Annotated in this window: 16 protein-coding genes and 2 pseudogenes; 12 read left to right on the top strand and 6 right to left on the bottom strand. The window is 55.0% G+C overall.

The features are described 5' to 3' along the window. The first annotated feature begins 101 nt into the window (after positions 1 to 101). A pseudogene (locus tag ACZ1GM_RS02785) lies at positions 102 to 1,032 on the top strand (DUF2608 domain-containing protein). Then, positions 1,029 to 1,589, top strand: coding sequence for a phosphoribosyltransferase (locus ACZ1GM_RS02780; RefSeq protein WP_472677666.1), 561 nt, complete (start codon positions 1,029 to 1,031; stop codon positions 1,587 to 1,589). Before ACZ1GM_RS02785 ends, ACZ1GM_RS02780 begins: the two are co-directional and overlap by 4 nt. A 78-nt stretch (positions 1,590 to 1,667) precedes the next feature. On the opposite strand, the gene ACZ1GM_RS02775 is transcribed toward ACZ1GM_RS02780, so the two are convergent. Genes ACZ1GM_RS02775 through uraH form a run of 6 tightly spaced genes read right to left on the bottom strand, consistent with a single transcriptional unit; the run spans position 1,668 to position 7,958 of the window. Then, positions 1,668 to 2,807: a urate hydroxylase PuuD gene (locus ACZ1GM_RS02775; protein WP_472677665.1), complete on the bottom strand. Its 1,140-nt coding sequence runs from the start codon at positions 2,805 to 2,807 to the stop codon at positions 1,668 to 1,670. After that, a complete protein-coding gene (gene xdhC / locus ACZ1GM_RS02770; protein WP_472677664.1) occupies positions 2,807 to 3,835 on the bottom strand; it encodes a xanthine dehydrogenase accessory protein XdhC in 1,029 nt (342 codons plus the stop codon). The genes ACZ1GM_RS02775 and xdhC overlap by 1 nt, the downstream gene beginning before the upstream one ends. Next, positions 3,828 to 5,918 (bottom strand): xanthine dehydrogenase molybdopterin binding subunit, encoded by a 2,091-nt coding sequence (xdhB, locus tag ACZ1GM_RS02765; RefSeq protein WP_472677663.1) that lies wholly within the window; start codon positions 5,916 to 5,918, stop codon positions 3,828 to 3,830. The genes xdhC and xdhB overlap by 8 nt, the downstream gene beginning before the upstream one ends. After that, the gene (locus tag ACZ1GM_RS02760) at positions 5,915 to 6,151 is read right to left on the bottom strand and encodes a hypothetical protein (protein ID WP_472677662.1); all 237 of its coding nucleotides are present in this window, start codon (positions 6,149 to 6,151) and stop codon (positions 5,915 to 5,917) included. The genes xdhB and ACZ1GM_RS02760 overlap by 4 nt, the downstream gene beginning before the upstream one ends. Beyond that, on the bottom strand, positions 6,148 to 7,602 hold the full coding sequence (gene xdhA, locus ACZ1GM_RS02755; protein ID WP_472677661.1) for a xanthine dehydrogenase small subunit: 1,455 nt from the start codon (positions 7,600 to 7,602) through the stop codon (positions 6,148 to 6,150). The genes ACZ1GM_RS02760 and xdhA overlap by 4 nt, the downstream gene beginning before the upstream one ends. Positions 7,603 to 7,607: 5 nt before the next feature. Further along, positions 7,608 to 7,958, bottom strand: a complete 351-nt coding sequence (gene uraH / locus ACZ1GM_RS02750; RefSeq protein WP_472677660.1) for a hydroxyisourate hydrolase — start codon at positions 7,956 to 7,958, stop codon at positions 7,608 to 7,610. Positions 7,959 to 8,092: 134 nt separating this feature from the next. Here uraH and puuE point away from each other — a divergent pair, with 134 nt between their 5' ends. The 10 genes and pseudogenes from puuE to ureC all read left to right on the top strand — a co-directional run bounded on the left by puuE (position 8,093) and on the right by ureC (position 14,787). Continuing rightward, positions 8,093 to 9,007 (top strand): allantoinase PuuE, encoded by a 915-nt coding sequence (gene puuE, locus ACZ1GM_RS02745; protein ID WP_472677659.1) that lies wholly within the window; start codon positions 8,093 to 8,095, stop codon positions 9,005 to 9,007. After that, positions 9,007 to 9,552 (top strand): 2-oxo-4-hydroxy-4-carboxy-5-ureidoimidazoline decarboxylase, encoded by a 546-nt coding sequence (gene uraD / locus ACZ1GM_RS02740; RefSeq protein ID WP_472677658.1) that lies wholly within the window; start codon positions 9,007 to 9,009, stop codon positions 9,550 to 9,552. The genes puuE and uraD overlap by 1 nt, the downstream gene beginning before the upstream one ends. A gap of 76 nt (positions 9,553 to 9,628) precedes the next feature. Beyond that, entirely contained in the window at positions 9,629 to 9,916 is a 288-nt protein-coding gene (locus ACZ1GM_RS02735) for a hypothetical protein (RefSeq protein ID WP_472677657.1), read from the top strand. After that, positions 9,897 to 10,004 (top strand): annotated as a pseudogene (locus tag ACZ1GM_RS02730) (hypothetical protein); the annotation flags it as partial. The gene ACZ1GM_RS02735 and the pseudogene ACZ1GM_RS02730, both read left to right, overlap by 20 nt. Before the next feature lie 69 nt (positions 10,005 to 10,073). Further along, on the top strand, positions 10,074 to 10,571 hold the full coding sequence (locus ACZ1GM_RS02725) for a hypothetical protein (protein ID WP_472678613.1): 498 nt from the start codon (positions 10,074 to 10,076) through the stop codon (positions 10,569 to 10,571). 2 nt (positions 10,572 to 10,573) lie between these two features. Next, entirely contained in the window at positions 10,574 to 11,605 is a 1,032-nt protein-coding gene (locus tag ACZ1GM_RS02720) for an adenosine deaminase (protein ID WP_472677656.1), read from the top strand. After that, a complete protein-coding gene (locus ACZ1GM_RS02715; RefSeq protein ID WP_472677655.1) occupies positions 11,605 to 12,468 on the top strand; it encodes an urease accessory protein UreD in 864 nt (287 codons plus the stop codon). The genes ACZ1GM_RS02720 and ACZ1GM_RS02715 overlap by 1 nt, the downstream gene beginning before the upstream one ends. A 2-nt stretch (positions 12,469 to 12,470) precedes the next feature. Further along, entirely contained in the window at positions 12,471 to 12,773 is a 303-nt protein-coding gene (locus ACZ1GM_RS02710; protein ID WP_472677654.1) for an urease subunit gamma, read from the top strand. After that, positions 12,770 to 13,078, top strand: a complete 309-nt coding sequence (locus tag ACZ1GM_RS02705) for an urease subunit beta (protein WP_472677653.1) — start codon at positions 12,770 to 12,772, stop codon at positions 13,076 to 13,078. The genes ACZ1GM_RS02710 and ACZ1GM_RS02705 overlap by 4 nt, the downstream gene beginning before the upstream one ends. Then, positions 13,078 to 14,787, top strand: coding sequence for an urease subunit alpha (gene ureC / locus ACZ1GM_RS02700; protein WP_472677652.1), 1,710 nt, complete (start codon positions 13,078 to 13,080; stop codon positions 14,785 to 14,787). Before ACZ1GM_RS02705 ends, ureC begins: the two co-directional genes overlap by 1 nt. Positions 14,788 to 14,789: the final 2 nt, after the last annotated feature.

Below are 14,789 nucleotides of genomic sequence, written 5' to 3'. Positions count from 1 at the left end.
GGTCGGGCCGGCGCGATAAGTTGACATCCATTCCTATTTACTTAATCGTTTCAGTTAGTCGTCTGGAACGAACTTGTCAACGCCCTGGAAGTGGAGATGAAATGAGGAACCTTAGATTTCGAAACTGGCTGAATCTGGCTGTTTGCTTGCCAGGTTTCGTCGGGCTGTCATTGATTGCAGCGGCCACAGCAACTGCACAAAGTCAGCCATCCAATCAGGTCATGCAAACTGACGATCTGGCTGGGCCTGTTGGGAAAGCCCATGAGCTTCAGGCGGACTCTGGCGCTCGCAATATCCTATTGGTGTTCGACATCGACAACACCCTTCTAACAATGCCGACACGACTCGGCAGCGACAGCCTGGTTCAATCACAACGCAACTGAGATTGAACATGGCAACTTATCCGATTTCCGCTCGTTCGAGGCGCTCGTAGAAGCTCAGAATTTGCTTTTCGCCGCATCTAGAATGAGGCCAACCCAGAGCGACACGGCGGCGCTGCTGCAATCGGTCAGGGACGCAGAAATGGATGTTTACCTGATGAGTGCGCGGGGGCCCGAACTGTTCAACGCTACAGTTCGGGAAACCGAAAGACAGGGTATCGATCCTTCCCCTGTTCGCGTCTGCGCACTCTTCATTTGCAATCAAGGTGGGCAGTACGATGGTTCCGATGTGTCGCGGGCGCTTTTGGCTATTGGACACGCCCCGAGACACGCACCTTATCGCCCGATATCAATACGCGACGGCGTCATGCTTCTTGCAGGACAGCACAAGGGGGAGATGCTGGCGTTGCTCTTAGCTGGTGTCGATATAGACAGTTATGCTGCTGTGATTTTCGTAGATGACAATGCAGAGAACGTCTGGAAAGTTGCGGAGACCATGTACCCGCTGCCGGTTTTCGTCTACCATTATACACGCTGGAACGGCCCACTTACGACCGCCGAAATAGCCCGAACTGGCCAGGAATATCGTACGTTGCAAAATGTTATCTGCTCTGCCTTGGTTGCGACGATTTGCGCGACCGATCCTCAATGACTAACAAACTGTTTCTTGATGCTCAGCGTCTTCTGGAGATGTCATTTTCTCTAGGTGACATGGTCATCGATTCTGGCTTCCGACCCACGCACATTGTTGGCATTTGGCGAGGGGGCGCTCCTATCGGTATTGCAGTGCAGGAGCTGTTGGAGTTCCGCGGCATCGCGTGTGATCACAGCGCAATAAGAACGTCCTCCTATACTGGCATCGATTGCCAAGAGCCGATGGTGAAAGTGTATGCCCTTGGCTACCTGATCGACACACTCAATGCAGAGGATGCTCTGTTGGTTGTGGACGATGTATTTGACTCCGGTCGGTCTATCGAAGCCTTTTTACATGAGCTGCGTGAGAAGTGCCGACGGAACATGCCTGGAACGGTTAAGATTGCGACCGTCTTCTACAAGCCGTCACGCAACCGGACAGATCTCGCTCCCGATTTCTATGTCGAGGAGACCGAAGATTGGCTGGTCTTCCCGCACGAACTTCAGGGATTAAGCGATGCGGAAATACGCGGCCACAAACCGGCTGCATCGCAGATTCTCCGGCCTACCTCATAAGGTCGGTTAAAGAGGACAACCGCTAGGGCTTGGCACCCGCCGCTATCCATTCACCCAACACGTCCCGTTCGCTCTGGGTCATGCCTGACATATTGCCGAGAGGCATCGAATTCGTTTTGACTGCGCGAGCCTCGATCTGAGAAGCGGCTTGCTGGGCATGTTCAAAAGTGTCCAATCGTAAGCCCACGGTACCGTCACGGGAAATGCTGGATCAGTCGGATTAGCGCTATGGCACGAGGTGCAATGCTGTTGCAGTATCGGAGCGACGGTAGCGTAAGTCAACGGCTCCGGTCTGCTTGATTGCGATGGTGGCCGCGGATCATCTCTCTCAAGTGAAACATAAGTCACGGCACTGAGCGCCAGAATTGCAATCAACAGATACAGGGGTTCTGAGGATTGCCCACGATGGCGGAGATTAAATGCGTGCCGAATGGCAACGCCAAGCAGCGCAATGATCCCGAGCACCAGCCAGGGTCGCTCCGCGCCATAAGTCATCGGATGATGCTGGCTGATCATTATGAACAACACAGGAAGTGTCATATAGTTGTTGTGGACTGATCGCTGTTTGGCCTGCTGACCAAGCTTCGGATCCGGTGTCTTGCCGGAAACCAGGTCCGCAACCACCTTTCGTTGATTGGGAATGATAACGAAAAAGACGTTCGCCACCATCACTGTGCCTGCAATTGCGCCAATATGGATATATGCCGCCTTGGAGCTGAAATAGCTGTCGAGCAGAGCCGCGGCGCCCACGAGAAACGAAAACCACAGCGCTCCGAGCCAACGATTATCCCGGCCAACAGGGGTTCGGCACAGTAAATCGTAGAAGAGCCAAGATACCACGATCGCTGCGAGCGCAAGGGCGATCGCCCATGGCACGCCTATGTCTGATTTCGCAGGGTCGATCAGGTAGTTATTGGCACCCCAGTAATAAATGAGCACCAGTAGCGAAAAGCCACTTATCCAAGTGAAATATGCTTCCCATTTGAACCAATGGAGATCCTGGGGCATCTTGGCAGGAGCAACCTGGTACTTCTGTTTATGATAGAAGCCGCCTCCGTGAACCGACCAAACTTCACCGGAGGCGTCGCCCTCTTCAGGGCGTTTGAGATGATTGTCGAGCCAGACGAAGTAAAACGAAGACCCAATCCACGCGATCCCTGCAGTAATGTGTAACCATCGGAAGGCCAAGTTGAGCCATTCCACAAAATCAATCGACATCAGGCATTTTCCGAAATTGTGTTGTTGACGTGCGTCTCACAGCGCACGTTTGGTGCTATTGCGCGTGGCGGATTGGGAGTGAAAAATGGCAACAGTTGAGCAGCGGTAGAGAGCGCAACTGTTCCAGGATCCTTGGATTTGGTGCCAGGCAGTCCAATGGGCGACGTGAGATGATCGACCTCATCTTGCGTGAGACCGTCCTGGTGCAATCTCCGCACGAACCGAGCCCGCTTCGTTTTTGACCCAATCAGCCCGCAATAAGCGCTATTGCTTGATCGCAGGATCGACTTCACCCAAGCGTAGTCGAGATCGTGGCTATGGGTAAGGATGACGGCTAAAGCCTTGTCGTCCCATAAGTGGGCAATCTCATCCATTCGTTCAGTCAGAACCACTCCAAACCGTGGCGACAGTTCGGCGGCAACCTCTTCCCGTGGATCGACAACGATTGTTTTGCAACGCACGGGCTCGAGAATGTGAGCGAGAGCGCGACCGATATGACCTCCACCGAAAATGAAGACTTTGCGAAGGTTCGCCGTGGTCTTCTCCTCCCAGAAGGTGCCATCAAACCCGTCAATCGGATCGCTTGGCCCCGTTACCTCTCGACCTCCTAACGACGCCAAGCAGGATCCGTCTGGTGCCAACAGCCACTTCCCGTATTCGTCAGGAAGGCAGTTTGTCCGGATAGTTGCATCCTCAGTCTTGGCAGTCTCAACGAAGGCTTGGTCAACTGGTGTATATTTCTCGTAGACAAGTCTCACGCGCCCGCCACAGCACTGAGAGAGTAGCGGTCCGAGCGGCAAATCCTGGTTGAGGCAACGCTGCTCATGCTCGATAAGGCGGCGCGACTGTTCAATTGCCTGAAATTCGAGGTTTCCCCCGCCGATCGTGCCCCATATCCGGTCTTCTGCAACCAGCATTCGTGATCCAACCGAGCATGGCGCTGATCCACACACGCCAACGCACGTAACACTAACGATAGCTTTTCCGTCTTTTAGATTGTCACTGAGCGAGGAAAGCCAATCAATCATTGCTTCCCTCTCTTGCCATTTCCTCAATCGCCATCAGCACGCGCTCAGGTGTGATTGGAGTATCTATCTGCGGCAACGTCTTTTCAGGATTGGTCTGAGCAATCGCCATCTCAAGCGCAGAAACCACCGAGATCGCCAACATAAATGGTGGCTCGCCAACCGCCTTGGAGCGGTAGATTGTCGGCTCCTTGTTCTCACCCTTTTTCCAAAGGTGCATGTTAAAGGTCTTAGGGCGATCTCCGGCAGACGGTATTTTGTAAGTTGATGGAGCATGCGTCCGAAGGCGTAGCGATTGGTCGAAAAAGAGCTCCTCCGTGGTAAGCCACCCCATCCCTTGAATGAAGGCGCCTTCTACTTGCCCTAGATCAATTGCGGGATTGAGTGACCGACCAACGTCATGCAGAATGTCCGTTCGAATGACTCTGTATTCGCCGGTCAATGTATCGATCAGCACCTCGGAAACCGCAGCTCCGTAAGCAAAGTAGTAAAATGGCCTCCCTTTGCCTTTTTCGCGATCGAAATCGAGATCGGGTGTCTTGTAAAAGCCAGCAGCTGAAAGCTGCACTCGGCCAAAGTAAGCGCGCTTGATAAACTCAGCGAAAGTTCCTTTGAAACTGCCCGCCACGACCCGGCCATCGCGAAATTCGACTTCATCGCGATTGCACCCAAACTCATCACGCGCGAAGTCGATCAATCGGGACTTGATCTGCCGCACGGCATCGAATGCCGCCATTCCGTTGAGGTCGCTTCCAGATGAAGCGGCGGTGGCCGAGGTGTTGGGAACTTTACCGGTCGTTGTTGCCGTTATCTTGATGGAGTCGAGCGGAACCTGAAATTCCTGAGCGACGACCTGAGCCACTTTCACAAATAGGCCTTGTCCCATCTCGGTGCCACCGTGATTGAGATGGATGCTCCCGTCAGAATAGACATGCACCAGTGCACCGGCTTGGTTGTAATGTTTGGCTGTGAAGGAGATACCAAATTTTACGGGCGTGAGGGCAATGCCTCTCTTGGAAAACCTATTCTGCCGATTGTAATCAAGTACATCGGCCCGACGGTCCTGATAGTCACTGCTCTTTTCCAATTCCGAAACAATTTGGTCAGCTACGAAATCCTCGACCCGCATACCGTAAGGTGTCTCGCAGTGCGCCCCGTGACGATAGAAATTGCGCTTGCGAACCTCTAGGGGATCGAGGCTAAGCTCAGCAGCGACTGCATCCATTACGCGCTCAATAGCCAGCATCCCTTGAGGGCCGCCAAAACCACGGAAAGCGGTGTTAGAAACCGTATGTGTCTTATAGCGATGGGAGATGATCTCGACGTCAGGCAAATGATAGCAATTGTCGGAGTGAAACATCGCTCGGTCATTGATGGCGTTAGAGAGATCAAGCGAACGCCCGCATCGTGAAGCAAGCTCAAGACACAAAGCCGACACCAAACCGTTTTCCTGAAACCCGACATCAAAACTTACGTGAAAATCATGACGCTTACCGGTCATGATCATGTCGTCATCACGGTCGAGGCGCAGCTTGGCCGGACGCCCTGTTTTCTGCGCCGCAAGTGCGGCAATTGCGGCAACATGTGCTGGCGTCGTCTCTTTACCGCCAAAACCGCCGCCCATTCGGCGCACCTCTACAGTGACAGCATTGTCGCGCTGGTTGAGCGAACGCGCGACTAGGTGCTGTACTTCGGTGGGATGCTGCGTGGAGCTATACACGAGCATGTCGCCGTCTTCGGCCGGAGTAGCCATCGCTACTTGGCCTTCGAGGTAGAAGTGATCTTGCCCGCCAATGGCAAAAGCACCTGATGCGCGGCGTGCCGAGTTTGCAAATCCAGACACGACATCACCCTGCGTAAAAGTCATGCTGGGGGCAATCTTGTGATCGAGTTCGCGAGCGGCGGAAATGTCGCCGATGGCGGGGAGCGGAGTGTAATCGATCACCGCAAGCTTTCGCGCGGCTATGGCCGCGTCTCGCGAGGTCGCAACAACGGCAAAAATTGCCTGGCCAACATACTCGACTTTGCCATCGGCAAAAATCGGATCGTCACCGGCGATCGGGCTAACGTCGTTTACCCCAATCACATCTTCGGTACCGTTAGTACATCCACGACGCCTGGAAAGTGTCGCACCTTGCTGAGGTCGACAATCGCAAATTCTGCATGAGCGTGTTCGCTCATTCCAACCTGTACGTGGAGAAGACCACGAGGTTCGGCGATGTCATCGGTATAGATCGCCGATCCGGTCACATGTTTGTGCGCGCTGTCATGCTTGACCGGCTGATGACTAAATTCGGTTGCTATGCCTTGCTTGGTCATGTGGCAGCACACTCCAGACGAGGCATGTCGTGTCCAACGGTTTGCAGAAGGAATTTCTTGAGCAGGTTTTGCGTCACGAGCCGGCGATACTCCGCCGACGCACGATGGTCGGCCAAGGGCTCAAAGTCTCGAGCCAGCGCATCCGCGGCCTTAGTGATTTGCTCATCAGAAAGCGGCTGCCCGCGCAGCACGCTTTCAGCCGCAGCGGCGCGTTTCGGAATGCCAGCCATCCCACCAAAAGCTATTCTGATCTCAGAGACTTTCTTCCCTGAAATCCGGAGATAGAATGCTCCGCAAACCGAAGAGATGTCCTGCTCGAAACGTTTCGATATCTTGTAGACTTCGAACACGTCATTTTCTGCCGGAAGCGGAATGTTGATACGCGTAAGGAGTTCGTCTGGCCGACGATCTTGGCGCCCATATTCAATGTAAAATTCCTGGAGCGGCATTTCGCGCGCGCCGTCCGAGCCAATAAGCTCGATACTGGCGCCAAGCGCGATCAGTGCAGGCGGCAAATCGCCAATGGGAGACCCGTTGGCAATGTTCCCTCCAACAGTCGCTCTGCTTCGAATTTGAAGAGAGCCAAATCGCGACAACATCGGATCTATCGAAGGGATCGCTTCGTTCAGCAAGCGGCGTAACTGCGCCACCGTTGTCGATGCGCCAACCCGAAGTTGCTTCTCGCTTCGGGAACTCCCTTGAAGCTCTTCGATACGCGACACATCAACAACGTGCTCAAAACGCGCTTGGTGCTTGGTGACATGTAATCCGAGATCCGTACCGCCCGCCAAGAAGCGGACACCCGAGCGCGCGTTTACCACATCTGTGAGCTGGTCTAAGTTCCGCGGAGCGGCGTAAGTCCGCTTCGCTCTTGACTGCGGGCAAAAGTACTCGAATTGTAGCATCTCACCATCGTCAAGCTCGCTCAGTTGGTCGACGATCGATGTTGACGCGTTTTCACTGGCAAGGAGGCCCTCTTCAGCAGCTTCAAGAATGGGGCCGTAGCCTGTGCATCGACAAAGATTTCCGGCGATGATTTCTTTCGTTCTTTCCGGGCTCAGCTGGTCTCCGGAAGCGGAGGCAGAGAACAACGACATGACAAAGCCCGGAGTGCAAAATCCGCACTGCGATGCGTGCCGATCAACAAAAGACTGTTGAATAGGATGCAGTTCACCATTCTCGCCGGCAAGGCTTTCGACGGTCGAAACCGCAGATCCATCCACCGCCGGCAAAAACAGAATGCATGCGTTGACTGCACGAGTTTCGACATTACCCGCGCTGCGCGTCGTCAGAGCCACCGTGCACGCTCCGCAGTCGCCCTCACGGCATCCCTCTTTCGTTCCCGTCAACGCCCTTCGGTCTCTCAAAAAATCGAGGAGCGTCTGCGTAGGATCGCAGCCACTCACTTCAACCAGCTCTCCATTCAGGAGAAATCTTATTGCTGCACCCACCTTCGTTAGCTCCCGCGATATGTCGAGTAGCCAAATGGCGAGAGAATCAGCGGCACGTGGTAATGCGAGTACGGGTCCGATATCTGAAAATTCAACGCAACAATGCCCAAGAACGGGTCGACGGGAACGGAGCCGTCCAGCTTGAAATAAGTCTCCGCATCGAATTCAAGGCAATACGCTCCAGCTACCAAGCGATCACCTTCCAGTATTGGCGAAGCAGGGCGACCATCAGGTCCAGTCACGCCGAGCGCAACCTCCTCTCGCACAGACCCGAACCCATCCGAGTGCTGGAACAGTACGAAGCCCAGCCCCGACGCAGGCTTGCCTGATCGCGTATCCAGCGCGTGCGTTGTCAATCGCCCAGTTGGCACTCGTCACCCTTCTCTCTCATCAATATTGATTCCATTGATTGACTAGCACACTCTTAGAACTTAAACGTTTCATCTGACAAGGCACATATATGCTCTACTAGGAAATTTTTCTGCGCGCGATGAATAAAAACGACCGAAATCTAGCTGGTTACGGGGAGGAGCGCCCAAACCCTCATTGGCCAGATGACGCTCGGATCGCGGTCCAATTCGTACTAAATTACGAAGAGGGTGGCGAGAATTGCGTACTCTACGGCGATGAGCGCGCGGAAACTTTCCTTTCTGATATACTGCCTGCGCCGGATATCGTCGGCATGCGCCATATGAGTATGGAGTCGCTTTTCGAGTATGGCAGCCGAGCTGGCGTCTGGCGAATACTTCGCTTGTTTGAAGAACGCGGCTGGCCACTTACGGTCTTCGCTGTCGCTAGCGCGTTGGCGAATTATCCTGCACTGGCGCGACGGTTTTTACGCGGCGGTCACGAAGTCGCCGCTCACGGCTACCGCTGGATCGACTATCAGAATGTTACGGTGAACGAGGAGAGAGATCACATAGCGAAAGCTATCGAATCTCTTACCGAACTGCTCGGAGAGCGACCGCGTGGTTGGTACACGGGCCGAACAAGTCCGAATACCCTCGATATCATCTCCAAAGAGCACGATTTGGTCTATTGCGCAGATGACTACAGCGATGACCTTCCCTTCTGGGACCATCGCTTTGGCAGCCCATTGCTCATGGTGCCTTACGCTCTGGATACCAATGACATGCGCTATGCTGCGGCACACGGGTTCGCAAATGGGGAGCAGTTCTTTGCGTATTTGAGGGACGCTTTCGATACTCTGTATGCCGAGGGTGCGGAGCGGCCCGCCATGATGTCGGTGGGGCTACATTGTCGCCTCGCAGGAAAGCCGGGCCGGTTTGCAGGTCTGAAGAAGTTTGTTGAGTACGTTGCCGATCACGATCGTGTGTGGGTCTGTCGGCGGCTAGATATCGCCAACCATTGGCGTGCGAACTTCCCCGCTGAAGAGACCCGCTAATGCACGGCTGGCTCGACACTTTGCTTTCGCAGAAGACCATGGCCACCCTTGCCAGGTTCCTAGGGGTATTCGGCGAAGTCTACGAGCACTCGCGTTGGATTCCAGAAGCGGCATGGCGGGAATTAAAAGAAGAGAGATCGCCTTCTTTCGCGTTGCTCGCGCAAAAGATGGAGCAACTCGTATTGGCAGCTCCAGAAGATAGGCAGTTGGCATTGCTGCGCGCGCATCCCGAACTTGCAGGACGCGCAGCTTTGGAGGGCGATCTGACCAAAAGCTCTCAATCGGAACAGGCGGGTGCTGGCCTGGACCAATGCAACCCCAGTGAGCTTGCCGAGATTAGGCGGCTAAACGCGGTCTACCAAGAGCGTTTCGGCTTTCCGTTCATCATCGCGGTGCGGGGATTGTCGCGCGCTGACGTTTTAGCATCGATGCGCAAACGCAGCGAGCTTGGCGCAGATGAGGAACGCGTCGAAGCTCTAAAGCAGGTCAATAGGATCGCGAAAATGAGATTGGAAAAGATTGCCACATGCAAAGGAACTTTTTGACGTGACCGCTCCCGAGACGATTCCGACATGGGCTCGACGAGCCGTCAATTTGGCACAGCCGCGCCTCGGAGCCAAAGTGATAGGCTCGAGCGACGATTTCTTCGCCTCCCATGATCGTCTTATCGACCCGACCGATCCTGTTTTCAAACCGGGCGTATACGACGAGAACGGCAAGTGGATGGATGGTTGGGAGTCGCGTCGAAAACGCGGTCAAGGACATGATCACTGTGTAATAGCGCTCGGACAGGCTGGATTTGTCTTGGGCGTAGAAGTGGACACCCGCCACTTTACCGGCAACTACGTCCCTGCCGTGGCCTTAGACGCTTGCGTCTCGAAAGAAGGCGGTGACCCGTACCGGGAGTGATTGGGTTCAAGTCCTTCCGCCCAGTGCGCTATCTGGCGATCATCGTCACTTCTTCAGATTACCAGATAGCGAGACTGCTTGGACGCACCTGAGGCTGCGAGCCTACCCTGACGGCGGCATCGCGCGCCTTCGAATTTATGGGCATGTTTGCGGAAACTTGGACACTCACAGCAGCACCGCCCCAGTAGATCTAGCAGCACTTGAGAATGGCGGAAGAGCAGTGGTCGCGAGCGATGCTCACTTCGGTGAGCTTGCGAACTTGATTGCGCCCGGCAGAGGCAAAGATATGGGAGATGGTTGGGAAACGCGTCGGCGACGCGAGCCCGGCTTTGATTGGGGTATTATCAAGCTTGCGCATCCAGGTGCGATAGAGCGGCTCGAGATTGATACGGCGCATTTCAAGGGCAACTTTGCGTTTGAGACGATTGTCTATGGCGGGATGGTCGGTGATCTGCCCGATCTCGCTCTACCCGCTTTGGCGATCTACTGGCCTGTCTTGTTGCCCGCCACACGCCTCACAGCTGACGCTGTGCATGAATTCGTCGCAGAATTGCAAGACATCGGGCCAGTCGATCACCTCCGGATCGACATGATCCCCGATGGAGGGATTTCCCGGCTGCGCGCCCTCGGAACCATCGCAAAGGGACACCAATAATCATGTCAGACACTCGTAAAGGCCTCACCACGAAACTGATCGATCAGCTACCCAAGGCGGAATTGCACCTCCATATCGAGGGATCGCTCGAGCCAGAACTCATGTTTGCTCTCGCGCAGCGAAACAAGATCGACATCCCGTTCAAGAACGTCGAAGAAGTGCGTGCGGCTTATGACTTCAGCAATCTGCAGGACTTCCTCGACATCTATTATCAAGGTATGGGCGTACTGCAGCAGGAGGAGGACTTCTACGACCTTACGATCGCCTATCTCGAAAAAGCCCATGCCGACAACGTCCGTCACGTAGAGATATTCTTCGACCCGCAAGGGCATACCGACCGAGGCATCTCATTTGATACAGCGATAGGCGGCATTCTGCGCGGACTTGAGGAAGGTCAAGCGCGCCTTGGCATCTCGTACCGCCTTATTATGTGCTTCCTGCGCCACCTTGACGAGGCGTCTGCCTTCAACACGCTCGAGCAGGCAGAGCCGTGGATTGACCGGATTGCCGGTGTCGGTCTTGATTCTTCCGAACTCGGTCATCCCCCATCGAAATTTGCTCGGGTTTTCGGAGCAGCGCGAGCCAAGGGTCTCAAGATCGTCGCCCATGCCGGTGAGGAAGGACCGCCTGACTACGTCTGGGAAGCATTGGATGATTTGAAGGTTGACCGCATCGATCATGGCAATCGTGCTCTCGAAGACAAAGAGCTTATCCAGCGGATTGTAGATGATGGGCAGACCTTGACCGTATGCCCGCTTTCAAACCTCAAACTCTGTGTAATCGACACCATCGACCAAAGCCCGGTCAAGCGCATGTTGGACATGGGTATCAAGGCGACCATCAATTCCGATGATCCGGCCTATTTCGGCGGCTATGTGAACGATAATTTTCACGCTATTGCCCAGGCTCTTGCGCTTTCACCCGATCAGATCGTCGTGCTGGTAAAAAACTCTTTCACGGGCTCATTCCTCCCCGAAGAGGAAAAAGCCCAGCGCGTAAAGGAAATTGATTCTGCCGCGAAACAGCTTTCCTGATGGCGAGCCAGCCAGCAGAATGTGTTCAAAGGTCCGATCCCGATTTGGGCATCCCCGATAGCGTTAAATCCTTTGGCCACTTGACGCTGGATTTTGTCGCGAAACAGGGGCGAACCCGGCTTCAAAAGGAACGTCAGTCGGGCTGTCTTCGCGCGCGCATGATCAAGACGGCAAACCACGGAATGCCGACTTTGGCTACTATTAACACTGCGGGCGGCTTGACCGGCGGGGATCGTCTCAAACAAACCGTCCTTTGGCAGAGCAATGCCGAGGCGTGCGTGACCTCGGCTGCTGCGGAAAAAATCTATCGCTCACAATCAGGCAAAGCTCGAATTTGCACGCATATCTCCGTCAGGTCAGGCGCTTCTGCAGAATGGCTACCTCAGGAAGCCATCCTGTTTGACGGCGCTCATCTCGACCGAGAGCTTGAGGTACATCTTGATGGAGAAGCCAATTTCGTCGGCTGCGAAGCCATCGTTTTTGGCAGATTAGCTCGAGGTGAAAGCCTGCGGACGGGCTCTATTTGCGAACAGCTTAAAGTCTTCCGTGATGGCGAGTTGATCCTCTTTGATCGTACGCAGCGGTCAGGCGACTTGAACGCCTGGTTGAATCGCAATTCGTGCGGGGCAGCCAACCGGGCCAGCGCCACGATTGTCATCGCGGCATCAGAGCCGGAAGAGAAGCTAAAAGAACTGCGCGAGGCTTTGAGCGATGCTCAGGGGCTGGTTGGCGTGACGCTTGTTCGCGGCCTGGTGCACGCACGTCTCCTTGCCAAGACTGATTGCGCGTTGCGCCACGACATGAGGCTTGCTCTGATTGCAGCTCGCGGCGGGCATGATCTTCCTCGTAACTGGAGTTGCTGACTATGAGACTGTCGCCCAGAGAGAAGGACAAAATGCTTATCTCCGTTGCAGCCATGGTTGCGCAGCGGCGCCTAGAGCGTGGCGTCAAGCTCAATCACCCTGAAGCCGTCGCGCTGATTTCGGATTTCGTTCTGGAGGGCGCGCGAGATGGCACGAGCGTGGCAGACCTCATGGAAGCGGGGGCCAAAGTGCTGACGGTTGATCAGGTAATGCCGGGAATCGCGGAAATGATCCACGATGTTCAAGTTGAAGCCACGTTTCCCGACGGGACCAAGCTCGTAACCGTCCACAGGCCGATCCGATGATTCCGGGACAGCTGATCCCTGCCAACGGGCATCTGGTACTCAATGCCCGTAGTGATGCCGTGCAGGTGACCGTCTGTAATCTTGGCGATCGCCCGGTTCAGGTGGGCAGCCACTACCATTTCGCTGAAGCGAATGCGGGTCTCGATTTTGACCGCACCAAAGCCTGGACGCGTCGTTTGGATATCCCAGCGGGCTCTGCCGTCCGATTTGAGCCGGGGCAGACGCGCGAAGTCAATCTTGTCCCCTATGCGGGCGATGAAATCGTGTGCGGTTTCAGGGGATTGACGAGAAAGGAGCTGGACTGATGCCGTTCAATATGTCGCGCCATGACTACGCGCATATGTTTGGCCCCACTAAAGGCGATCGGCTGCGGCTCGCTGATACCGAACTCATCATCGAGATCGAGAGCGATGCGACCGTCTATGGCGATGAAATCAAGTTTGGTGGCGGCAAGGTTATCCGTGACGGGATGGGCCAGAGCCAACGAACCAACGCCCAAGGTGTTGTCGACACCGTCATTACCAACGCCGTCATCATTGACCATGACAAGGTAATCAAAGCAGACATCGGTATCAAAGCCGGGCGGATCCACGCAATTGGCAAAGCGGGTAATCCCGATACACAACCGGGCGTCGAAATCGTCGTCGGACCGGGCACTGATGTCATCGCAGGCGAAGGCAAGATCGTAACTGCCGGCGGGGTCGATTGCCACATCCACATGATCTGTCCGCAACAGGTTGACGAAGCGGTAGCAAGCGGGATCACAACGTTTGTTGGAGGTGGCACTGGGCCGTCCACCGGAAGCAACGCCACGACGTGCACGCCGGGGCCCTTCCATATTGAGCAGATGCTGCGCGCGGTCGACGGGCTGCCAATCAATTTTGCGATTGTCGGCAAAGGCAACAGCAGCCGGCCTGAAGCGCTCATCGAGCAGATCGAGGCCGGGGCAGCTGCGCTCAAACTGCACGAAGATTGGGGCACGACGCCTGCCACAATCGATTGCTGTCTCACAGCTGCCGATGATCACGATGTGCAGGTTATGATCCACACCGATACCCTCAATGAAAGCGGTTTCGTCGACGACACAATCGCCGCGTTTAAAGGGCGCACGATTCACGCTTTTCATACCGAGGGCGCCGGCGGTGGGCACGCGCCCGACGTCATCAAGCTGGCGGGCCTATCCCACGTCATCCCCTCGTCGACTAACCCGACACGGCCCTTCACTGTCAATACGATTGAAGAGCATCTCGACATGCTCATGGTGTGCCATCACCTCGACCCCTCTATTGCAGAGGACATTGCCTTTGCAGAAAGCCGCATTCGCAAGGAGACGATTGCGGCAGAGGACATCTTTCACGATGTCGGCGCGATATCGATCATCTCTTCCGACAGCCAGGCGATGGGCCGTGTCGGCGAAGTGATTACACGCACCTGGCAAACTGCCGACAAGATGAAGCGGCAGCGTGGTCAGCTCGAAGATGAGACTGGCGATAATGACAACCTGCGGGTTCGACGGTACATTTCCAAATACACGCTGAACCCGGCTATCGCCCAAGGATTGTCTGCCGAGATCGGATCGGTTGACATAGGCAAGCTTGCCGACCTCATCGTGTGGGATCCCGCCTTCTTTGGGGTCAAACCTGATCTGGTTATCAAAGGCGGAACCATCAGCTTTGCCGCTATGGGCGACCCCAACGCCAGCATACCAACACCGCAACCGGTGCATGGTCGGCCCATGTTTGGAATGTTTGGCAAGGCGCTATCCAGCTCATCGCTCACATTCGTCTCACGGGCTGCATTCGCTGGTGGAGTGAAGCAACGATTATCGCTGGAAAAAGACGTAGTTGCCGTGAGCAAATGTCGAGACATCGGCAAGAAAGACATGATCTTGAACGATACCCTCCCGGAAATCGACGTAGATCCCGAAACTTACGAAGTTCGCATGGACGGCGAGCTTGCGACTTGCGAGCCGGCGAACGTCGTTCCGATGGCCCAACGTTATTTCCTGTACTGAGC

It is taken from the genome of Qipengyuania sp. JB2-7, from assembly GCF_055693485.1.
The sequence above is the reverse complement of the archived record's forward strand: the minus strand, read 5'-3'. Positions and strand labels throughout refer to the sequence as shown.